The 22,137-nt window shown below is 35.7% G+C and carries 22 protein-coding genes; 16 read left to right on the top strand and 6 right to left on the bottom strand.

Features of this window, described 5'->3' with window-relative positions:
• Positions 1-65 precede the first annotated feature (65 nt).
• From ACM6F9_RS01140 to ACM6F9_RS01110, 7 genes are all read left to right on the top strand, one after another.
• Positions 66-3,464 (top strand): T9SS type B sorting domain-containing protein, encoded by a 3,399-nt coding sequence (locus tag ACM6F9_RS01140; protein WP_414844037.1) that lies wholly within the window; start codon positions 66-68, stop codon positions 3,462-3,464.
• 204 nt (positions 3,465-3,668) lie between these two features.
• Positions 3,669-4,463: a hypothetical protein gene (locus tag ACM6F9_RS01135; protein ID WP_414844036.1), complete on the top strand. Its 795-nt coding sequence runs from the start codon at positions 3,669-3,671 to the stop codon at positions 4,461-4,463.
• Between the two features lie 254 nt (positions 4,464-4,717).
• A complete protein-coding gene (locus ACM6F9_RS01130) occupies positions 4,718-5,482 on the top strand; it encodes a DUF6759 domain-containing protein (RefSeq protein ID WP_414844035.1) in 765 nt (254 codons plus the stop codon).
• Between the two features lie 96 nt (positions 5,483-5,578).
• Complete coding sequence (gene trmB / locus ACM6F9_RS01125; RefSeq protein WP_414844034.1) at positions 5,579-6,256, top strand: tRNA (guanosine(46)-N7)-methyltransferase TrmB; 678 nt, start codon at positions 5,579-5,581, stop codon at positions 6,254-6,256.
• Between the two features lie 17 nt (positions 6,257-6,273).
• On the top strand, positions 6,274-6,972 hold the full coding sequence (locus tag ACM6F9_RS01120) for a DUF6759 domain-containing protein (protein ID WP_414844033.1): 699 nt from the start codon (positions 6,274-6,276) through the stop codon (positions 6,970-6,972).
• Positions 6,969-7,409, top strand: a complete 441-nt coding sequence (locus ACM6F9_RS01115) for a DUF6759 domain-containing protein (RefSeq protein ID WP_414844032.1) — start codon at positions 6,969-6,971, stop codon at positions 7,407-7,409. Before ACM6F9_RS01120 ends, ACM6F9_RS01115 begins: the two co-directional genes overlap by 4 nt.
• A 183-nt stretch (positions 7,410-7,592) precedes the next feature.
• Complete coding sequence (locus ACM6F9_RS01110; protein WP_414844031.1) at positions 7,593-7,781, top strand: bacteriocin-like protein; 189 nt, start codon at positions 7,593-7,595, stop codon at positions 7,779-7,781.
• Positions 7,782-7,848: 67 nt separating this feature from the next.
• Here ACM6F9_RS01110 and rpsB read toward each other — a convergent pair whose 3' ends face one another.
• From rpsB to rplM, 3 genes are all read right to left on the bottom strand, one after another.
• Entirely contained in the window at positions 7,849-8,610 is a 762-nt protein-coding gene (gene rpsB, locus ACM6F9_RS01105) for a 30S ribosomal protein S2 (protein ID WP_034692922.1), read from the bottom strand.
• 183 nt (positions 8,611-8,793) lie between these two features.
• The gene (rpsI, locus tag ACM6F9_RS01100; RefSeq protein WP_047385930.1) at positions 8,794-9,180 is read right to left on the bottom strand and encodes a 30S ribosomal protein S9; all 387 of its coding nucleotides are present in this window, start codon (positions 9,178-9,180) and stop codon (positions 8,794-8,796) included.
• Positions 9,181-9,186: 6 nt separating this feature from the next.
• Positions 9,187-9,642, bottom strand: coding sequence for a 50S ribosomal protein L13 (rplM, locus tag ACM6F9_RS01095; RefSeq protein ID WP_047385928.1), 456 nt, complete (start codon positions 9,640-9,642; stop codon positions 9,187-9,189).
• 349 nt (positions 9,643-9,991) lie between these two features.
• Here rplM and ACM6F9_RS01090 point away from each other — a divergent pair, with 349 nt between their 5' ends.
• On the top strand, positions 9,992-11,086 hold the full coding sequence (locus ACM6F9_RS01090) for a DUF3667 domain-containing protein (RefSeq protein ID WP_414844030.1): 1,095 nt from the start codon (positions 9,992-9,994) through the stop codon (positions 11,084-11,086).
• Here the strand turns inward: ACM6F9_RS01090 and ACM6F9_RS01085 are convergent.
• Positions 11,083-11,415: a hypothetical protein gene (locus tag ACM6F9_RS01085; protein ID WP_414845090.1), complete on the bottom strand. Its 333-nt coding sequence runs from the start codon at positions 11,413-11,415 to the stop codon at positions 11,083-11,085. The two genes, ACM6F9_RS01090 and ACM6F9_RS01085, sit on opposite strands and share 4 nt — an antisense overlap.
• Positions 11,416-11,697: 282 nt before the next feature.
• Here ACM6F9_RS01085 and ACM6F9_RS01080 point away from each other — a divergent pair, with 282 nt between their 5' ends.
• The 7 genes from ACM6F9_RS01080 (at position 11,698) to ACM6F9_RS01050 (ending at position 20,463) form a co-directional block, all read left to right on the top strand.
• Positions 11,698-12,096 carry a hypothetical protein gene (locus ACM6F9_RS01080; protein ID WP_414844029.1) on the top strand — a complete coding sequence of 133 codons (399 nt, stop codon included), beginning with the start codon at positions 11,698-11,700 and terminating at the stop codon, positions 12,094-12,096.
• On the top strand, positions 12,093-13,337 hold the full coding sequence (locus tag ACM6F9_RS01075; protein ID WP_414844028.1) for a hypothetical protein: 1,245 nt from the start codon (positions 12,093-12,095) through the stop codon (positions 13,335-13,337). The genes ACM6F9_RS01080 and ACM6F9_RS01075 overlap by 4 nt, the downstream gene beginning before the upstream one ends.
• 261 nt (positions 13,338-13,598) lie before the next feature.
• A complete protein-coding gene (locus tag ACM6F9_RS01070; protein ID WP_414844027.1) occupies positions 13,599-16,946 on the top strand; it encodes a methylmalonyl-CoA mutase family protein in 3,348 nt (1,115 codons plus the stop codon).
• A 169-nt stretch (positions 16,947-17,115) separates the two neighbouring features.
• Positions 17,116-17,316, top strand: a complete 201-nt coding sequence (locus ACM6F9_RS01065) for a hypothetical protein (RefSeq protein ID WP_414844026.1) — start codon at positions 17,116-17,118, stop codon at positions 17,314-17,316.
• A 78-nt stretch (positions 17,317-17,394) separates the two neighbouring features.
• The gene (locus tag ACM6F9_RS01060; RefSeq protein ID WP_414844025.1) at positions 17,395-18,438 is read left to right on the top strand and encodes a hypothetical protein; all 1,044 of its coding nucleotides are present in this window, start codon (positions 17,395-17,397) and stop codon (positions 18,436-18,438) included.
• Between the two features lie 41 nt (positions 18,439-18,479).
• A complete protein-coding gene (locus ACM6F9_RS01055; protein WP_414844024.1) occupies positions 18,480-19,184 on the top strand; it encodes a diphthine--ammonia ligase in 705 nt (234 codons plus the stop codon).
• A gap of 169 nt (positions 19,185-19,353) precedes the next feature.
• On the top strand, positions 19,354-20,463 hold the full coding sequence (locus tag ACM6F9_RS01050) for a serine hydrolase domain-containing protein (protein ID WP_414844023.1): 1,110 nt from the start codon (positions 19,354-19,356) through the stop codon (positions 20,461-20,463).
• 14 nt (positions 20,464-20,477) lie between these two features.
• On the opposite strand, the gene ACM6F9_RS01045 is transcribed toward ACM6F9_RS01050, so the two are convergent.
• Both ACM6F9_RS01045 and ACM6F9_RS01040 read right to left on the bottom strand, forming a co-directional pair.
• Positions 20,478-21,197, bottom strand: a complete 720-nt coding sequence (locus ACM6F9_RS01045; RefSeq protein ID WP_414844022.1) for a hypothetical protein — start codon at positions 21,195-21,197, stop codon at positions 20,478-20,480.
• Positions 21,194-21,517, bottom strand: a complete 324-nt coding sequence (locus ACM6F9_RS01040; RefSeq protein ID WP_414844021.1) for a PadR family transcriptional regulator — start codon at positions 21,515-21,517, stop codon at positions 21,194-21,196. The genes ACM6F9_RS01045 and ACM6F9_RS01040 overlap by 4 nt, the downstream gene beginning before the upstream one ends.
• An 80-nt stretch (positions 21,518-21,597) precedes the next feature.
• On the opposite strand from ACM6F9_RS01040, the gene ACM6F9_RS01035 reads away from it, so the two are divergent.
• A complete protein-coding gene (locus ACM6F9_RS01035) occupies positions 21,598-22,122 on the top strand; it encodes a 2'-5' RNA ligase family protein (protein ID WP_414844020.1) in 525 nt (174 codons plus the stop codon).
• Positions 22,123-22,137 lie beyond the last annotated feature (15 nt).

Below are 22,137 nucleotides of genomic sequence, written 5' to 3'. Positions count from 1 at the left end.
TTTTATTATGTTTTCAAGCATTCAATGCTTTTTATTGTTAAATTTGTGATAAATACTAATACTGAATGAAGAAAATTCTATCTTTTCTATTTATATTTTATATTTTCACCTCTGCCTTCGCCCAATTGGACCGAGAGCACTGGTTTGCTCCGATGGTAGACAGGACAGGCGCTCCCAATCCTTACCAGAAACTGTATTTATCTACCAGTAGAACAACCCCTTTTCCGGTAAGTATTTATAACAATAATGTTCTGATCGGAACAGTGAATATCAGCAAAAACAATCCACAAAAATTTGATGTTTTAAGGAATTATATTATTACCACACAGCAGACGGATCTATTTACCCCAACTACCAAAGGGCTGTATCTTAAAGCAGAATTTCCATTTTATGCTAACCTAAGGTTCTCGGTATTCAACCATGCGGAAATCATTACATCCAAAGGAATTCCCTCTACAGGAATGACATTCTATGCAGCCTCCGCTCCTATCACGGTAAGCAATAATATCCTCAACTTCATGACCAGCGTACTGGCAACAGAAGATAACACCACCGTTACCATTTCCGGATACAGCCCCACTGTTCAGTTTTCCAATGGGATGACAGGAGCAACTAATCCAACAATGACTTTCACTTTAAATAAAGGACAGTCTTATATTCTTGACGGAATTGGAGATATTACAGGAAATTTTGACGGATTTATTGGTTCAAAAATTATTTCAAATAAACCCATCAATGTCACTAATGGAAACTTTAACGGGCAATATGCCGGGAATTTTCCTTCTAGTTCAGATATTTTGATGGATCAGGCAGTACCGGTCAACAGACTGGGAAATGAATTTGCCCTGGTAAAAGGTAACGGACCTATCGGCTCCAATATGGAAGGGGCTGTGGTTATTGCCACTGAAGATAATACTCAGATTTTTGTCAACAATGAAATCCCTCCAATAGCCACCATCAACGCAGGAAAATATTATGTGATTCCTGATTCAAAATACATCCTTCAGGGAAACGGACATTATAATTTGTATGTCAAAACATCAAAAAATGCCTATGTCTATCAGATTCTGGCCGGGGATTCCAACTCTGGAAATGAAACAGCTACTGGAGGTTTCAACTTTATTCCTGCTTTAAACTGCTATCTTCCAAAACAGATCAATGAATTGGGGCTCATTAACGAAAACTTCGTTCATTCCAATGGGAATGTTGGAGGAGTTCTGAACATTCCAACAAAATTGAATCTCATTACAGAAAGAGGAGCCAACGTTACGGTAAACAGTGCAACCCCTCTCGCCATAACGGGACCTTATAATATGACTGGAACCACCAATTGGGTTACCTATGGAATTCCCAATGTAACCGGAACCATCACCGTTGTTTCAGACAAAGCTATTATGGCAGGAATTACCGCGGGAAGTGATGCTGTAGGATACGGAGGATTCTTCGCAGGATTTCCTACACAACCCGTTATTTTAAAATCAGGAACCGGCTGTATTCCAGGAATTGTTCTTACGGTAGACCCACTTATCTATGACACCTATCAGTGGTATAGAAACGGAACGATTGTTCCCGGAGCTACAACATCTACAATTACCCCCACACTACCCGGATATTATACCTGTTCTGTTACAATGGGAAGCTGTGCTCCCTTAGTCACTGAACAAATTAAAGTACTGAATTGTACAAAACTAAGCACTAAAGCCTACAATGTATGTACTTCTCAGGTTATAACTCCTGCATTAAGCAGTTCTACGCAAACCACAGCCCCGAATACGGTAGCGATTACAACAACCCCTACATTGGGAACAGCAGTGGTAAATGCTGCAACCGGAGTGATTACTTATACTGTAAATACTCCCGGAACATCTGGAACAGATACATTCACCTATACATTCTGCGGCAATGACCCGGATTTTCCGGATTGTGAAACAGTAACCGTTACTATCAATATTCAGGCTCTTACAGTAATGAATACCACATTATTTGCTTGCGACATTAATGGACAGGGAACATTTAACCTGACTACAGCCAACATAACCAATAATTCACCTGTCACCATTACTTATTATCCTTCCCTTTTGGATGCTCAGAATGAAAATGCAGCAGCACTGATTACCAATACAACGGCTTACACCGCACCAACCGGTACTATCGTATATGCTGTTGTAAAAAACAGTATCGGCTGTAAAAGTATTGCACAGATAACATTATCTCTTTTCAATAAAGCAATTGTTCTGGATAACTATAATGGTGTTTTCTGTGATGATAATCTGGATGGAACAGTCACTGTGAACCTTTCCAATGTCACTCCTATTGTACTTAATAATCCTAATTATTTTACCAACGTAAGATATTATGCAAATCTGACAGATGCCAACGCCGGAAATAACAATACACTCCCTAACAACTGGAGCTACACTGCTACAACGACTATTTACATCAGGGTAGATTCTCCGGATGGATGTGCCACCGTGATTAAACCTTTACAGTTCAGTATCGGAGCTAAAGTAACACTGATTACCAAAACCGTTACAGAAAGCGTTTGTGATGACAACCTGGATGGCATAAAAAGCGTCAACTTAACTCAGTTTATACCTCAGTTTACCCTGGATCCAAATGTAACATACACTTTTCATGCAACATTAGCAGATGCTCAGAACAATGTGAATATCGTTTCATCACCTGTTAATATTACCACTTCCCAGACGTATTATATCCGTTTTCAAAAAAATGGAGTATGCCCTGAAGTTGGTAGCCTTATCATCAATATTAAAGTTCCTAAAAAATCTGATATATTAGTAGATAAAGCTATTTGTCCGAAAACTACCACAACATTGGATGCCGGGCCTGGCTTTGAGAGATATTTATGGAGTACGGGAGCGACAACCCCTTCCATCACCAACGTTGCACCAGGAAGTTATTGGGTAGAACTTACCTTCAATGGCTGTGTTTACAAACAGTATGTGAACGTTACAGAACTTCCGCTTCCAATGATTACTTCTATTGAAATAGATGGAACAACGGTAAAAGTTGGGGTAAGTGGCGGCACTCCTCCTTATGAATATTCTTTAGATGGAGTGTCATGGCAGAGTTCGAATGTCTTCACCAACGTACCAAGAGGAGCTCACAATGTATTTGTGAGAGACTCAAAAATGTGTGAAGAGGTGAAAAAACCATTTGCTATTATCAATCTCATCAATACCATTACTCCGAATGGAGATGGCTATAATGAAGGAATAGACTATTCTGCTTTGATGGCGAACGATAATCTTGTATTCAGAATCTTTGACAGATATGGTGCCGAAGTCTTCAGAGGAACTCCGGAAAACAGATTTACCTGGGATGGAAGAATAGGAGGAAGATATGTTCCTACAGCAACGTACTGGTATTTTATCACCTGGACGGAATACGGCTCTACGCTCACTGTAAAATATTCAAGCTGGCTCCTTGTAAAGCACAGATAAAACAAAGAAAGCCGGAAGAAAGAGACACTGAGTTTCAAGTATTCTTTCTTCTGGCTTCTTTACTTATATTCACTCTTTTTTAGGTTGTTGATAAATTTCTAACACTCCTTAACAATTAAATCTTAAAGTTTAATATAACTTTAACCACTATTCATCATCTAATTAGGCAGAATTGCTTTATTTCTACGTAATTTTGCGCATTATATGAAGAAACTGTTTACTCTACTGCTATTGATTTTTCTGGCAAAAATTAATGCACAAATATATTCCGGAGAGGTATTTCTGAGAGACAACTCTATTTTATATCTTAACCAGGTATATGTTACGAACCTGAATACTCAAAAGACCGTTCTTACAGATTACAATGGTAATTTTAATATCCCGGCTAATACCGGCGATGTAATCAGGTTTACCTCTATTGTTACTGAGAGAAAAGATATTAAGCTAACTCCTCAATCCATGGTGCAAAAGAATCTGGTTGAGCTTAAAATTGCTTATTATGAAATTCAGGAAATTGTACTCAGCAGGTTCAAACCTACCGGAAATCTCCGGTATGATGTAAATTCTTTAAGAAAAGAAGATAAAGCATATGCTCTTAAGAAAGTAATCGGCCTTCCAGAACCAAAAGGTGATGGAACTCCACCGGAACTACCTGTTGCCGGATTACGGGATGGTGGGCTTACCTTTAGCCTTGAAAGTATTTATGACATCCTTTCGGGTGACAGAAAGAAAAAACAGCGTTATCAGGCTTATGAAAGGATGAATACCTCTATTGCGCAGATCAAAAATTATTTGGGAAAAGATTATTTTACAAGGTTTAAAATTCCTGAAAACCTGATTGACAACTTCCTTCAATTCGTTTATAGTTCTGAAAATATTCAGGCTTATGTCCTGGCAGGAAATTTTGAAGCGATAAAGGTTCCTATTGAAAAATACATGCCTATCTATCAGAAAAGGCTTAAAAGCTCTCACTTACAAGAGGTTGTAAGTAATAACTAAAAAAATATAATCCATGTACTTCACATGGATTTTTTTGTCCAAACAATTAGCAGCACTGTCTTTCTAGAATGTCTTCAATACAAATTGTTTAACTTTAACAATAGATTATTCTCTAATATTCAAAAATATGTTTATTTTTATCTCACAAACAAGTGTTTAAAAATAAAAATGCTTGTATTTCGTTATTCAAGTAAAAACTAACCCAGAAAGCAAATTAAAAGAGAAGCACCCAATTTTTAATTTAATAGTAATTAATGAAAAAAGTACTTTTACTTCTTTGTTGTATGTTTTTCGTTGCTGTGTCTGCTCAAAAAAAAGGGAAAGACTACAGTGAAATTTTGAAAAGTAAGAGCATCTACGAAATCAATGCGTTTTTAAGAGATGCCCATCCTGATGATCCCCGAAGATCTGTACTCAAGCCAAGGGTAATGGAAATGATGAAAGAATACATCAAAAATGCACATCCTGCCGATCAGAAAGTAAAAGATATGCAGGAAATGCTGGCCATGCTAAGGAGAAGACCTTCTACAAAGATCACTTTTGATGAGATGAATGCGATCATCAAACAAAAGCAGATTGCAAAATATAAGGCCGAATTGGCTGCCAAACAACCTACCGATGTTTATACACCAAGTAATGCCCAAAATACCTATGTTGTAAATACCTCTGCTAATACAGCAATTCCCAATGCTGAAGCAGAAGAATTCAACATGCTTATGGCGGTTTCCCCTGTAGAGCATAAAAACAAAACTGTAAAAATTCTTAATTCTTTATTTGATAATGACCCTAATGCTAAAGAAGCTATTATATTGATTCAAAATAAATCAGACTGTAATATCATTGTAAGAATGGAAGGCGTGGGCACTACTAAATACAGACTGGCCGTTCCTGCTCATGGCGAAGGTTCAATTGTTATAGAAAAAGGACAATATCTTTTCACCAGCCTTGTTTGCGGAGCTCAATATGCTTCACAAAAAACAATTGAAAAGGCAATTATGGTAGCTTTAGGAGGTCAATAATATCAATCAAAAACGAATTATCTCTATGTCTTTTACCTCCAAAAGGCAAAGATTCTCCATAAATTTTCACTATTTTTGCAATCATTTTATAACTCAATGGGCAAGAATAAATTAGCAAGATTCGCAGAAAACAAAATATTACCAAATGTAATCCAACCAACCAGGGAAGATGCTTTAAAAGGTTTCGAACTTAAGGGAAAATGGAGAGAAAACTTCTTTAAGAATGACAATCCAATTGTATTGGAATTAGGTTGTGGAAAAGGAGAATATTCTGTAGGACTCGCCAAAACATTTCCTGAAAAAAACTTTATCGGAGTTGATATTAAAGGGGCTAGATTTTGGTTTGGTGCTAAAGAAGCTGTAGATAGTAACATGACGAATGTAGCTTTCCTAAGAACGCAGATCGAGCTTGTAGATTATTTCTTTGCTGAAAATGAAGTAGATGAAATATGGATTACCTTCCCGGATCCACAAATAAAATATAAAAGAACAAAACACAGATTAACACATCCGGATTTTTTAGACCGTTATAAAAAATTCCTTAAGCCAGGAGGGATTATCCACCTGAAAACCGATTCAGAGTTTCTGCATGGGTATACCCTTGGATATTTACAGGGAGCAGGTTATGAGATCATTTCTGCTCACCATGACATCTATGGTGCTCCAGAATACGATCCTAATACAGAACATTTGAGAGATATCAAAACGTATTATGAAGAGCTCTTCTCGGCGAAAGGAAAAACGATTACTTACATTAAATTCCGGATCAGCTGATGAAATAGAAAAACTTGATGAAAAAAAAATTTTTAACGATTCTATTCTTCACATTTCTTATTCCCAACTTTACACAGGCTCAAAAAGGCAGTAAAGACATTTTAAAAAGCACAAACATTAAAGAAATTGAAGAATACCTGAAGAACGCACACCCTGACGATCCGAAAAAGAGTGTGCTGAAACCTAAGCTTATTGCTTTAAAAAACTCCGAATGGACAAAAGGTGCCCGTACAGCCAAACCTATGGAAACAAGGCCGGTGATTGCAGATATCCCCAAAAGTGCTTTAAGAAATCCTAATTCAGATGAAGCTGAAGAATTTAAGAAGCTCATTGCTGAAACCTCTGTTCAGCACAAGGAAAAAACGGCAAAGCTACTGAATGCCATGTTTAATGAGGATATCAACCGGAATGAAGCTATTCTTTTATTCAAAAATAATTCGGACTGTAATATCGTCCTGCGAATTGAAGGAAAAGAGTTTTACAACCTTGCTGTTCCAGCTCGTGCAGAAAATTTCATTGTCCTTAAGAAGGATTCGTATGCACTCAACAGCAATATCTGCGATATGAAATATTCCTCACAGAAAGACATTAAAAAAAGTATATTTGTAACGATAGACAATCCGAAGCAGGCTAGTACAGAAGTGAAATCTGCCCAAAAGGAACCAACACCGGAAAAGTCTTCAAAAAAAGAAAAATCAAAAAATAAAATAGGATGAAAAAACTATTAGTTTTTACCGGAATTTCATTGATCCTTGCCAGCTGTAATGTAAATTACGGCAGCTATCCGGGAAGAACCTCCTACCCTTACCCTACAAGCAATACCGGGAACAGAGCCAATGCAGAAAGAGAGTATAGTGAACTTATTAAGACCTATAAACCAGAGACCGCTGATGTTCTTAATGATCTTCTTAACAGTGATGATCCTAAGAATCCCAGGACCTCTATTTCCGTAGAAAACCAATCTCCATGCAATATTGTGCTTACGGTAAGCGGAGGTAGTTTCTTCAAGAAAATCCCGATTGGTTCTGGAAAGATAGGATATACCATGGTTCCGAAAAACCAAAACTATAGATTATCAGGAGTGGTTTGTAACTCGGCCTACCAATCTACAAAATTTGTCACAACGTCTTATTCTATAAAACTTTCAAACTAAAATATGACCCACAGAATTCTGTGGGTTTTATTTTTTTGAATAGCTGTATAAAAGCTAAATTCCACTAAATCAAAATATTATTTTACAAATCTCATCCGTAATAGATATTTCCCTATATTTAGAACTCAATAATCGCGGAATCCGAAAAGCGTTAAGAGTAGGAAAAAAACTAAAACTAAAACCATGAAAAATTTAAAAAAAGTCTCAAGAAGTGAGCTTAGAACAATCAAAGGAGGATACAGAAGCTGTATCGACGGCTGTAATTTCGAAATGGGCGAAATGTGCTGCAGTGGTGTATGTAGAATAGGAGTAGTTGTTCCAACTACAGATCCTGATTTCCCTGAATTTACAGTATGTCCTAAGAAGCCTTAGTATATAAATAATAAAAAAACGCTGGACCGAAATCCAGCGTTTTTCCTATATAAAAGAAAATCTTCTATTATTCTGCATCGAAATCAGCATCTGTATCAGCAGATACTTTTTCTCCTTCTTCTTTAGATTTTTCTTTATCAGCTTTTCTTTGAGACTGACCTTCTTTGATAGATTCAGAAACTACGCTAAGGATCATATCAATAGACTTAGAAGCATCATCGTTTCCTGGGATAACGAAATCAACTTTTCTAGGGTCAGAGTTTGTATCAACGATACCGAAAACTGGAATACCTAGTTTCTTAGCTTCAGTTACCGCGATGTGCTCTCTTAAGATATCAACTACAAATACAGCAGATGGAAGTCTCACCATGTCAGCGATAGAACCTAAGTTCTTCTCAAGGTTAGCTCTTTGTCTGTCAACTTGTAATCTTTCTTTTTTAGATAAAGTTTCGAACGTACCGTCTTTTTTCATTTTGTCGATAGAGTTCATCTTCTTTACAGCCTTTCTGATAGTAACGAAGTTCGTTAACATACCTCCTGGCCATCTTTCTGTAATATAAGGCATATTAAGTTCAGAAGCGTGTTTTGCAACCACTTCTTTCGCTTGCTTCTTAGTAGCTACGAAAAGAACTTTTTTACCTGCAGAAGTTAATTTTTCTAAAGCGCTGCAAGCTTCATCTAATTTAACTGCTGTTTTATGTAAGTCTACAATGTGAATACCGTTTTTCTCCATAAAAATGTATGGAGCCATATTTGGATTCCACTTTCTAGTCATGTGACCGAAGTGTACGCCAGCCTCTAAAAGGTCTTTTACATTTGCTTTTGCCATGTTTTCTGTTTTTGTTAGTTTACTTTCCGTCTTTTAAACAATCAACAACTTCTTTAGATGGGAGAAGCGTTTGGATGCTAAACGTAACGGGCAATTTTTTTGTTTAGATAAATAGATTTTAGATAAAAGACAACAGACCGAAAAAATTCTGAAATCTGAGATCTTGAATCTGAAGTCTGAAAATTAACGTTTTGAGAATTGGAATCTCTTTCTTGCTTTTTTCTGACCTGGCTTCTTTCTTTCCACCATTCTTGCGTCTCTTGTAAGTAAACCAGCTGGCTTCAATGCTAATCTGAACTCAGCGTTGATTTCGCATAAAGCTCTTGAAATACCTAATCTGATAGCCTCTGCCTGACCTGTATTTCCACCACCGAATACGTTTACGGTAACGTCATACTGACCAACAGTCTCAGAAAGGATAAACGGTTGGTTTAATTTGTAAACCATCACGTCTGTAGAGAAATATTCTTTAGCATCTTTACCGTTTACTGTAATAACACCAGAACCTGGTCTTACATAAACTCTTGCTACAGAAGTCTTTCTTCTTCCGATTTTGTGAACTATAGACATAATTAATTATTTAAATTCGTTAACATTAATTGTTTTTGGCTGTTGAGCTTCATGTTTGTGCTCAGTTCCTTCATATAAATAAAGGTTCTTAAGGATAGCAGATCCTAATCTGTTTTTAGGTAACATACCTTTTACAGACTTCTCTAATACCTTTAAAGAATCTTTCTTTTGAAGTTCAGCCGCAGTCATAGACTTCTGTCCACCAGGGTATCCTGTATGCCAGATATAAGTCTTATCAGCCCACTTGTTTCCGGAAAGTGTAATTTTCCCAGCATTCAAAACGATCACGTTATCACCACAATCTACGTGAGGTGTAAAGTTCGTTTTGTGCTTACCTCTCAAAATCTTTGCAACCGTAGAAGCTAATCTACCTAACGGCTGTCCTTCAGCGTCTACCACAACCCATTCTTTATTAGCAGTAGCTTTGTTCGCTGAAACAGTTTTGTAACTTAATGTATTCACACGTTTTAGTTAAAGATTAAACATAATTTACCCCTAAAAGGGTGTGCAAAGGTACAAATTATTTTTGTAACCCAAAAACATATTTTATTTTATCTATATAATCTCGGTTCTACACCCCTGTATCAATAGATTTTAACACTATTTACAATTTTGGCATAAATCTTGTCAACTCATGTGCCGATGAAAAAAACACTTCGAAGATTCTAAAAACACCAATGAAACAGCAAAGAGTTTTTTCCCTCAACTCTTTCTTTTATTAAATTTACTTTAAAGATTTCCGTAAAATACACAGATATAATTATAATTTCATTGAAATAATTATATTTGCGCTAATCATATTCTAAAATCCATGAGCCACGGAAAACTAAGAGAAGACAAAACCTGCTTAAACTGCGGATACCAAGTTGAAGAAAGGTTTTGCCCACACTGCGGACAAGAAAACATTGAAAGCAGACAGCCTTTCCATTTTCTTTTTACTCATTTCATTGAAGATTTCACCCATTATGACGGGCAGTTCTGGAGAACGATACAGTATTTGTTTACCCGTCCCGGACTGTTGACCAAAGAATATCTGGCTGGGAAAAGACAATTATATGTAGCTCCCGTAAAACTCTATATATTTATAAGTTTTCTTACATTTTTCCTTCCCAATATCTTACCCCACGCCAAAGAGGAGGTAGAAAGGCCTAGCAAAGCTAAAACGGAAGAAAAAGCAAAAAAACAGAAAGAAGTTTCCAAAGACATTGTAAAAGAATTACAAAAAGGAGGCGTCATGTCCAACGAAGCAGCAAACGCTACTCAAAAAGCGCTGGATACATTAAAAATAGAAGACGGTAAAGAAAAAACTGAGCTTTTTGACAGCACATTTGATTCTAAAGAAGAATCTATTATGCATGCTTACTCCATGAAGCAGTATGATTCTATTCTTGCCAAGGATAAAACAGGAATTTATACAATAATGAGACCTATTGTAGGAAAAGTATTTGAATTGAAGGAAGATGGATACAGCAAAAATCAGATTTGGGAAAAGTATAAAGAGAATTTTATTCACACCATTCCGAAAGCGCTTTTTGTTTATCTACCGATATTTGCCTTCTTTTTATGGCTGTTCCATAACAAGAAAAAATGGTGGTATTTTGATCATGGTATATTTACTCTTCATTATTTTTCATTCCTTCTCTTAGCAATACTGGTATTTATAGTAGGAGAAAAAATTGTAAGCTTTCTTCCAAATAATAATTTACTTACCTTATTATATATATTAGCTTGTCTGGGGCTGGGGCTCTATATGACAGTCTATTTCTTTGTTGCCCATCACAGGGTATATGAAACAAAAAAAAGAATCAGTATTCTGAAAGGTTCCGTATTATTTATTATCAACTATATCGGATTGATTCTAATGTTTATGGTACTGATGTACCTAAGCTTCATTATGCTTCATTAGTTTCTAAGGGATTTATTCCCTCTGAAGCTTGCAAATAAATAATAGGCAACAAAAACGGTTGAAAATTTCAGGATAGACGGAATGGCCAGTTCAAGATTAAAAATCAAAGCACCAATAAGTACCAGAATTCCCATCGCTACAAATGAAAGAATTAATTTTTTCGGCAGTGTAAAGTTAGGAGTATCCAGATAATAAGCGATTCCCCATGCAGAACCGAAGGCAAAGGCATAATAAATATCAAGTGCGATATTTTCAGAACTTATAAAGAAATAATTGATCAGGAAGCTTACTACTGTTCCTAACGCGAAATACATCAAAGCTTTTTGCATGTCTGTAAAAATATGCTGCAAAAGTAGAGAATTTAATTGGGGTGCAGAATTCTTGATCCCATTTAATTATTGGATTAAAGGCTGCATTTTTTTCATTTCAGAGAAATTTGACAGTATGGTTAAAACAATACAATATCACCCGAAAAGGTAATTGACCTCTATTATTACAAATCATAAATTTGAAGTACCATCAAAACTGAAAAATCATCATACTTATTTTAAAGGTATTGAAAATGAGAGATCAGGTTTTGAAAAAAATTCACAAACTAAAAAACAATAGACATGAAAAAGATTCCCCAAAAAACAGTAGAAATTACGGACTTTAACGAAGACAATGTTGAAGTGAATGTAATAATCAGTGCCAATACACAGTTTGGTGATCCCCATTTTATTATCAATGGGACACGGATTGATGACAACAATTTAAAAGATGACGGATTTTCTTTTACCATTCCAAAAGCAGATTTAAAGTCTGATAATTTACTTTTTGCAACTTCTTTCAATATTAATATGCAGGTGAATCATCTTCAGATTTTAATCAATACCTGCAGAATAAAGTTTGAATTCCCTCAAATCCCTAGTAAGAATTTTAATTTCAATCCTTTTAAAGGCAAAACAACAGAAGATTTAACTGGTAAGTTCATCTATGGAGTTTATAAATACATAAAAGTTGAGCTATGAAAAAGATATTAATACTAATAGCTCTGGTGACTGGAATGACATCTTTATTTTCTCAAAGTAAAGAAATTACTGCAGAATTAAACAAACTGGAACTTTCCAATGCACCAAGTGTAATGCTTCTCGGCCTGGCAAGCTCTGATCTGGAAACTCCAAAATCAAAAAAAGCTTTCATGACCAGCATTGTCAATTCTTTCAGTGAAAATGAAGGTCTTCCCAATGCCTATGCAGTAGAACTTACCCCTACCCATCTATTTCCCTTGACGGAGATGGATGCATTAAAGTATGCCGGCATTAAAACTATTAAAAATGCGGATAATAAAGATGAGTATAAAAATAACATTTTCAGTGAAGCCAAAAACGTTTCATTCTCCTTTGCTTTTCTGAGAAATTATAAAATTGAAAATCTTGACACAGAAAACCCTTCGGTATCGTTTTCTTTGCGAACCACCATATTTAAAATAAGAAATAAAAAAAATATAGAAGCTATTACGGCATCAAATAAAAATATCTCAAAGGAATTAACCGATATCCAGGAAGAGTTTAGAAAATCAAAGGAATATAATGATATAGAAGCATCCAATGCCAGCCCAGATGAAAAAAATGAGATGAGGGCAAAAGCGCTAGAAAAGTTCGTCCCGGATTATTACAAGACTGAAACTGAAAATTATAAAAAATACCTTGACGAAAAACCTGCTTTTCAATTAGATGTAGCTTCAGCCTATAGTACTTTCTTTTTGGATAACCAGTTTAAAAATAATCAATTCGGAAAATTCGGAGTTTGGATGACGATGAGTTCGGGAATCAATCTGGAAAGGAAAAACCCAAAGCCAGTTGAAGATCAAAAGAAAGAAAAATCAAAGGTAATGATCAAAGAAACCTCTACAGACCCTTCAAAAACAGAAAAAAGATTGAATTTCTATGCTGTTGCAAGATACATGCAGGACAAAACAGTTTATGATCTTGCCAACGGATTCAGCAAAACCAACAATTATGATTTTGGTGGAAAAATAGAGCTTGTATACAACAAATTCTCCATTGGCTATGAATTCATCTACAGAAGCAGTGATTTGGATAACACTTATCGCTCCAATGGAATCATCAACTATAAAGTATCTGACAGTGTGTACATTAATGCCGCTTTCGGAAAAAATTACGGTGATAAGGATAATCTCATTTCATTCTTAGGATTGAACTGGGGGTTGGACAGCAAAAGAAAAACACTTTTTTCTGAAAAACAATAAAACAGAAAATCTTTCCTGCAACAAAAACCAAACTTCAAGCTTAGACCAAAGAGAAAATGTCGGTAGATTTTGTTCTACCGACATTTATATTTTAAAGAAGTAATGTAAGAATCTGGAAAATACAGACATAACCTATTACAAAGTCAATTACTTAAAAAAAACATTTGTTATAAATACCTATAATTCAATATATTAATCTACAAGTCAAGGTTTTCATTTTATTACTATATTTGAGAACTTAGAAACTGTCTAGAATTTTTTATGGAAACCCAAAAATATACTCCAACCAACAAGGTAAGAATCGTAACTGCGGCCTCATTATTTGATGGGCATGATGCTGCGATCAATATTATGCGTCGTGTTATTCAGGGAACAGGATGCGAAGTGATCCACTTAGGACACGATAAATCAGCAGAGGAAGTTGTAAATACAGCAATCCAGGAAGATGCCAATGCAATTGCATTAACTTCATATCAGGGAGGTCACAACGAATATTTCAAATATATCTACGACCTTTTAAGAGAGAAAAATTCACCACAGATCAAAATTTTTGGCGGTGGTGGCGGTGTAATTCTTCCGGAAGAAATCAAAGATCTGATGTCTTACGGAATAGACAGAATTTATTCTCCGGATGACGGCCGTGAACTTGGACTTCAGGGAATGATTGATGATCTGGTACACCGATCAGATTTTGCTACAGGAAAAGATGTTACAGCTAAAGATCTTGATGATATCAGTTTTGAAAATCCATCAAGCATTGCACAAATCATCTCAGCCGTTGAAAACTTCTCAGAAGAAAAACCTGAGCTTGTAAAGGCTATCGATGAAAAATCTAAAGATTTAACCATTCCAATCATTGGTATTACAGGTACCGGAGGAGCAGGTAAATCTTCTTTAACAGACGAATTAGTAAGACGTTTCTTACGTTCAAATACAGATAAAAAAATTGCCATTATTTCTATTGACCCTTCGAAAAAGAAAACCGGAGGTGCTTTATTGGGAGACAGAATCCGTATGAACGCGATCAATGATCCAAGAGTTTATATGCGTTCTATGGCAACCAGAGAAAATAACGTTTCTGTTTCTCCTTTCATTCACTCTGCACTGAATGTACTGAAACTGGCTCATCCGGATGTAATCATTCTTGAAACTTCAGGGATAGGGCAGTCTGGTTCAGAAGTTTCTGATTTTGCAGATGTTTCCATGTATGTAATGACTCCTGAATATGGAGCTTCTACACAGTTGGAAAAAATCGACATGTTAGACTATGCAGATCTTGTGGCATTGAATAAATCTGACAAACGTGGCGCATTGGATGCTCTTCAGGCGGTAAGAAAACAATTCCAGAGAAACCATTTACTATGGGAAAGTCCATTAGATGATATGCCGGTGTATGCAACCAAAGCATCTCAGTTTAATGATCATGGAACAACAGAATTATACAACAGATTGGTTTCAAAAGTAAATGATAAATTCTCTGATTTAAATCTAAAAACTTTTGTAGAACAAGAAATTACAGAAGAAGTAACGATTATTCCTCCAAAAAGAGTTCGTTACCTTTCTGAAATTGTTGAAAATAATAAGCAATACGACATCAATATTGAAAAACAGGCAGAATTAGCCAGAAAAATGTATCATATTGAAGGCGTAAAAAATATCATATCCAATGAAGTTTTGGATGCTGAATATCAAAAAGCTGAAAAAGAGCTTCAACAGGATAATATCGATTTCCTGAGAACTTGGGACGATACAAAAAAAGCTTTCCACGCAGAGTTTTATTCTTATTTCGTAAGAGGAAAAGAGATCAAGGTTGAAACCTCTACAGAATCTTTATCCCACTTAAGAATTCCAAAAATTGCATTACCAAAATACAATGACTGGGGTGATCTGATCCAATGGAAAGGACAGGAAAACCTTCCGGGAAGCTTCCCTTACACTGCAGGAATTTATCCGTTCAAGAGAACAGGAGAAGATCCTACAAGGATGTTTGCAGGAGAAGGAGGCCCTGAAAGAACCAACAGAAGATTCCATTATGTTTCCGCAGAAATGCCAGCTAAACGTCTGTCTACAGCTTTTGACTCTGTAACATTGTACGGTCAGGATCCGGCTTTACCACCAGATATTTATGGTAAAATCGGAAATGCGGGAGTTTCTATCGCTACATTGGACGATGCTAAAAAATTATACTCCGGATTTGATCTTGTAAATGCATTGACTTCGGTTTCAATGACGATCAACGGTCCTGCACCAATGCTATTGGCTTTCTTCATGAATGCTGCCATTGATCAGAATGTTGAAAAATACATCAAAGAAAATGGTTTAGAGGCTAAAGTAGAAGCTAAATTGAAGGAGAAATTCGACAATAAAGGGTTGGAAAGACCAAAATACAACGGTGAACTTCCTCCATCCAATAATGGTTTGGGACTACAGCTATTAGGACTAACAGGAGACGAAGTGATTCCTGCAGATGTATATGCGGAAATCAAAGCCAAAACAATTGCTACTGTTCGTGGCACCGTTCAGGCTGATATCTTAAAAGAAGACCAGGCTCAGAATACATGTATCTTCTCCACGGAATTCGCATTGAGATTAATGGGTGACGTTCAGGAATATTTCATCACAGAAAAAGTAAGAAACTTCTACTCTGTTTCCATTTCAGGATACCATATTGCTGAAGCAGGCGCTAATCCGGTTTCCCAGCTGGCATTTACACTGGCTAATGGTTTCACTTACGTGGAATATTACTTAAGCCGTGGAATGGATATCAATGATTTTGCACCAAACTTATCTTTCTTCTTCTCCAATGGCATCGACCCTGAGTATTCAGTAATCGGACGTGTAGCAAGAAGAATCTGGGCAAAAGCCATGAAATTAAAATATGGCGCAGACGAAAGAAGCCAGATGTTGAAATACCACATCCAGACTTCAGGACGTTCTCTGCATGCTCAGGAAATTGATTTCAACGACATCAGAACCACTCTTCAGGCACTTTATGCGATCTATGATAACTGTAATTCACTTCACACAAACGCTTATGATGAAGCGATTACAACGCCTACCGAGCAATCTGTAAGAAGAGCGATGGCTATTCAGCTGATCATTAATAAAGAATTAGGATTAGCGAAAAACGAAAATCCTCTTCAGGGATCATTCATCATTGAAGAATTAACAGATCTTGTAGAAGAAGCGGTATATGCAGAATTCGACAGAATTACAGAAAGAGGCGGTGTTCTTGGAGCAATGGAAACCATGTACCAGCGTTCAAAAATCCAGGAAGAATCCATGCATTACGAATGGTTGAAACATACAGGTGAATATCCGATCATCGGAGTAAATACATTCTTAGGAAAAGATGGTTCACCAACCGTTTTACCGGGAGAAGTTATCCGTTCTACAGAAGAAGAAAAACAGGCACAGATTGTGTCTCTTCATAACTTCCAGCAAGCGAATGAAGGTAAATCTGAAGAAGCCTTAAAACAACTTCAGCATGCAGCGATCAACCAGCAAAACTTGTTCGAAATGATGATGGATGCTGTGAAATACTGTTCTTTAGGACAAATTACCAATGCATTATTTGAAGTAGGTGGTAAGTACAGACGAAATATGTAAGTCTATATGACAGACATTTTTTATACATCAAACCTCAAAGAAATTCTTTGAGGTTTTTTATTTTTTATGTGAAAAAAATCTAAATTTTATCCGGTTGATTTATAATGTTTGTTAAAAATTAAAAATAAACCAACCTGATCCTATATATTTGCCACCAAAAAAAAATCGAATGAAAGCATGTATTAAAATTATTTCGGTGTTGGGTCTTTTTGTAGCATTAGCTTCTTGTAAAACCCCTATTCCAGATAACTCTCATCAAAGCGACATGGTTAAAAATGTTGAAGAATTACAAAAAAGAGACCAGGCGGAAAAAGACAAAGTTGATGTTACAAGCTCCCAAAACAACTACGGAAAACCTGTTTCAAAATAAGAAAATCTTTTTCGCAAATAAAAAAACTCCTGATGTATTCGGGAGTTTTTTGTATTTTTAGTCTAAAGCTAATAAACCATGAAAAATAATTTTGAGAAAATTCTGTTCTTAATTCTTACATGCATTACATCTGCTTTATGGAGCCAAAAACGCACTGAACCATTTACCATTACTCTACCTGGAAGTAAGATAGAAAAAAGCTACTATAAAACGATAAAGCTTATTGATAAAAGAGAAGATACCACTTCTTTAGGTATTGTACAACAGGGAATGCTAAACGCTAAAGCAAAAGTGGTTCCCAGCTCCAGTATATCAAAACAGTTTCAGAGTATCCTGAACAGCATTAATGGAGAAGACACTGAGGATGGAACTATGATTTTGTATCTTAAGCAATTATATTTTGCAGAGATTACTGCCAAGCTCAGTGAGCATGGTTATTGTTATTTTCAAGGATTCTTATTTTCACAAAACAATAACGGAACCTATTCTTTGATGGATCAGACCGATATCGTTATTGATATTAAAGCAACTGATGTCACAAAAAAAACACTCGAAAAAGGAAGCGAAATGCTCGCTGATTTCATTAGTAAAAATGCTACGAAAAAACCTGAAGCTAGCAATCAGTATACTTTAGAACAGATTCACAATTTTGATAATGTAGCAAAGCAATCCATTAGCTTTTATCATTCATCTCAGCTGAAAGATGGAGTGTATAAAGATTATCACTCTTTAAAAAACCAACAGCCTGACAAATCTATTACGAATGTTAAGTTTTATGGTAATTCTCCTAAGATTGTGAAAATTTATGAGACGGAAAACGGACAGGAAAAAGAAATCAAAAAGGAGGGTATTTATGCTATTATTTACAAAGGTGAGCCTTACATCTACCTCTCCATAGAAAATCTATTTACAAAGGCTATAAAAAGAGACAATGATTATTATTTCATCGGCAAAATAAGATCAAATCCCAATGCAGGAAGTATGATGGTAACCGGTGCTGCATTCTTCGGAGCCATCGGAGTTCTGATCATGAGCAATCCTACCTATCCTTTTGAAATGAAGATCGATTATTTCAATGGTGGATTTGTTCCGATCCGGGAAATTCCAAATAAGAATTATTAAGCCATAAAATCTCCTTATTTTTGAGAGATTTTTATTTTCACATGAAACCAAAAGCCTTATTCAACTGGAGCAGCGGAAAAGACTCTGCCCTTGCCCTTTATAAAATACTACAGGAGAATCAATATGAAATTTCTACACTACTTACCAGTGTCAATCAGGAATTTCAAAGAATCTCCATGCATGGTGTACATATCTCTCTTTTAGAAAAACAGGCAGAAAGCCTCGGGATTCCGTTAATTAAAATGGAACTTCCCAAAGAACCATCCATGGAAGAGTATCAGCAAATTATGAGTAAAACAATGACTGAAATACAAGCTCAGGGTATTACTCATTCTGTTTTTGGGGATATTTTTTTGGAAGATCTGCGAAAATACAGAGAAGACCAATTAAATGCTATCGGGATGAAAGCTGTATTCCCGCTCTGGAAACAAGACACCTCTCACCTCATCCATGAATTTTTAGCTCTTGGCTTTAAAACCATTGTAACCTGTGTCAACGGATCTTACCTTGACAAAAGTTTTGCCGGACGGATTATTGATCAGAAATTCATTGATGATCTTCCTGAAAATGTAGATCCATGTGGAGAAAACGGAGAGTTTCATACCTTTACTTTTGATGGGCCGATTTTCAAAAATCCAATTCAGTTTGAAATCGGAGAGACCGTAAAGAAAACGTATCCTAAACCAAAAACATCTCCTGAAGAAGAAGGCGGAGAATATACTTTCTGGTTTTGTGATCTGTTATAAAATAAGCCTGTGAATATTCTTTCACAGGCTTTTTCAATATATTATCCACAAAGATCTATTTAATTGCTCCGGTACCTCATCTTAGCACGCAATTTGCTTCCCTTACTACTCTTTTTGATATTTTAGTATCTTTAAGAGTATCAATTATCATTAAAAAAATACAACACCTGTGATCAAAAATTTTATTATCCTGTCCCTTTTCTCTTTTTTGTTTTCCTGTACCACTGAAGCTCCTAAAATTGCTCCTGTTGACAAGAAAGCTATTGTTGATTCTACTATTGCGGCTTTTCAGAAAACACTTTTAGAACAACAACTTGATTCCACTTTCAAAAAGTATCATTTCAATGGAAGCATTGCCGTTTTTAAAGACTCTCTTCCTCTTTACAGAAAAGAAAACGGTTATTCAGATTTTAAAAGAAAAACTAAAATTGACAGCAATACCATTTTTGCCATAGGGTCTGTAAGTAAGCAGTTCACAGCTGTTTTGATCCTGCTCCAGATGGAACAGGGGAAACTTAATGTGACAGATAAAGCTTCAAAATACCTGAAAGAATTTCAGACCAAAGAATATGAAAACATTACGATTCATCAATTACTCAATCATACTTCAGGATTGAATCTGATGGGTGGAAAGCTGATGTTTAAAAGCGGTTCTGATTTTTTCTACTCCAATGACGGATTTAATACACTTGGAAAGATTGTGGAAAAAGTATCCGGAAAGTCATATGATGAGAATGCCCAGGAACTGTTCAAAAAAGCAGGAATGACTCATTCTTCAACAGGAAATATTTTTAAAGGAAATAATTTTGCAAGTGCCTATGTTGGTACACCTGCTAAGTTTTCAGAAGTTCCGAATATGCCGAAAAGATTAGGCGGAAACGAAATAGGTACTCCAGCCGGCGGAATATTATCAACTATTCAGGATCTTCATTCATGGAACAACGCTTTGTATGGTGGAAAAATTTTAAAACCTGAAACACTGAAGCTATTCATGGCAAAAAGCTCGGAAAGACATCATGCTATCTTCGGAAAAATGGGGTATGCTTATGGAATTATGCTTAATATTGGCCAGCCTAATTCTTATTTCCACAGTGGTTATATTAAAGGTTCACCTTCTTTAAACATCTATTATCCTGACACTAAGACTTCTGTAATTATACTTTCGAATATTGCAGATGAGGAAAGAGGAAAAGGTGTAATCTTCAGACCTCATATTGAAGTAAAAAAGATCACAGATCATCTTGAAAATACGCTTACACAGCTTAGATCAAAACATTAGTCTGGATGACCTATTTATGCTGACTTTAGAAATTCCTGCATTTTCACTAAATTCTTTTTATGTTCAATAAAATTGAATAGCGCAAAAACAAGAGCTACCTGTAATACAAAGGGAAGAATTAAAGTCATCAGAACTCCTGCAATATCAGTATAATTTTGTTCTCTGAAAAACTGGTAAGCATAATGCCCGTTCCTTATTGCCACCTGCGTCATGGAGCTGGCACAAACAACCATTAACCCCAGATTCTGCTGATACATTGTGTAAAGACATTTTCCTTTGTATTTGAAGTCAGCCTTTATATATTTCCAGATTTTATAATTAAAAATCCATATCAATAGGGTTGCCAACACAAATGATCCATTCAGCAGTTTAAAAAACAGATTATACTGCTCTTGATTTCTTACCATATAAATCAGCAGCAGATTAACAGCAAAAGCCAGAACACCTACCATCAAAGATTTTTTGAAAAGACCACTGTATTTCTCCTGAATAATTCTTTTGGCAATCAAAGGAATTTTAGTGGGATAAAATAACAGGTAATGAACCATTGCAAACTCCCCATTCCAGGATTCTTTTACCTTTGAGAAAGCTTCCTCAAAATTCATATTTTCATTGAACTGAATATCCGAAATCTGACTGATCATATGATCTCTGATTTCTACCAGAATATCTAATGAAAGCTCCTGAACGATCAAATACTCTGTAATTTTATTTTCCTGTGCTTCAGTGATCATATATTGAATATTGTCTGTAGGTTGAGTAAATAACTTTTCATCTCAGTCTCTTTTTCTGCCTGTTGTTTTTTCCCTTTTTCTGTCAGCAGATAATATTTTCTTTCTCTTCCGTTGATCTTCTGAATTTCGGAGGTAATCATGTCTTCACTTTCCAATTTGTGAAGTAATGGGTAGAGTGCCCCTTCGGTCATTTCTAGCTCACCCTGGGTGAGTTCTTTGGCTCTTTGGGTAATCTGATATCCATACATTTTGACTTCTTTGGATAGGAGCTTCAAAATAATATTCTGCAAGGTACCTTTATAAAGACTATTCTTTTTCATAGAATGATTTATACATTGTAAACTTATGCATAATTTTCTTATGTATATAAATTTAATGTAAAAACTTTTTAATTTGCTTTATGAAAAAAATGTACTTCATAGCCATCTACCCTCCTCAGGAGATTATTGAAGAAGTAAAAATCTTTAAAAAAGATTTAGCCATTCATTATGCTAATTCCAAAGCTTTAAAAAATGAAGCTCACATTACTCTTTTTCCTCCATTCTCCAGAGAATTGGAACTGGAAAGTGATATTCATACTGCTTTTCAGAAAATCAATACAGAAATGACTCCTTTTGAGATCGAACTGAATGGATTTGGAAGCTTTCCTAATCCTAAAAATCCGGTGCTGTATGTTCAACCAACAGAAAACTTATACTTAACAGAACTTTATCAAAGAGTAAAGCAGCAGTTTAATTTTGGTAAATATTCTTTTCATCCTCATATGACTGTAGGATATAGAAATCTGACCTGGGAGAATTACCTCAAAGCCTGGGATAAATATAAAGCAAAGGAATATCAAACTAAATTCTTAGTTGATAAAATTTTACTTCTTCGTCATGAAGAAAACTGGCTTCCCATTGCTGAAAAGAAATTAACAAAATAAAAACCGGCTGTAGTA

Origin of the sequence: Chryseobacterium sp. IT-36CA2 (assembly GCF_949767875.1) — a bacterium.
In the GTDB taxonomy this organism is placed as follows: Bacteria; Bacteroidota; Bacteroidia; order Flavobacteriales; family Weeksellaceae; genus Chryseobacterium.
Note: the sequence above shows the minus strand (reverse complement) of the source record. Positions and strands in the feature narration are given on the sequence as shown.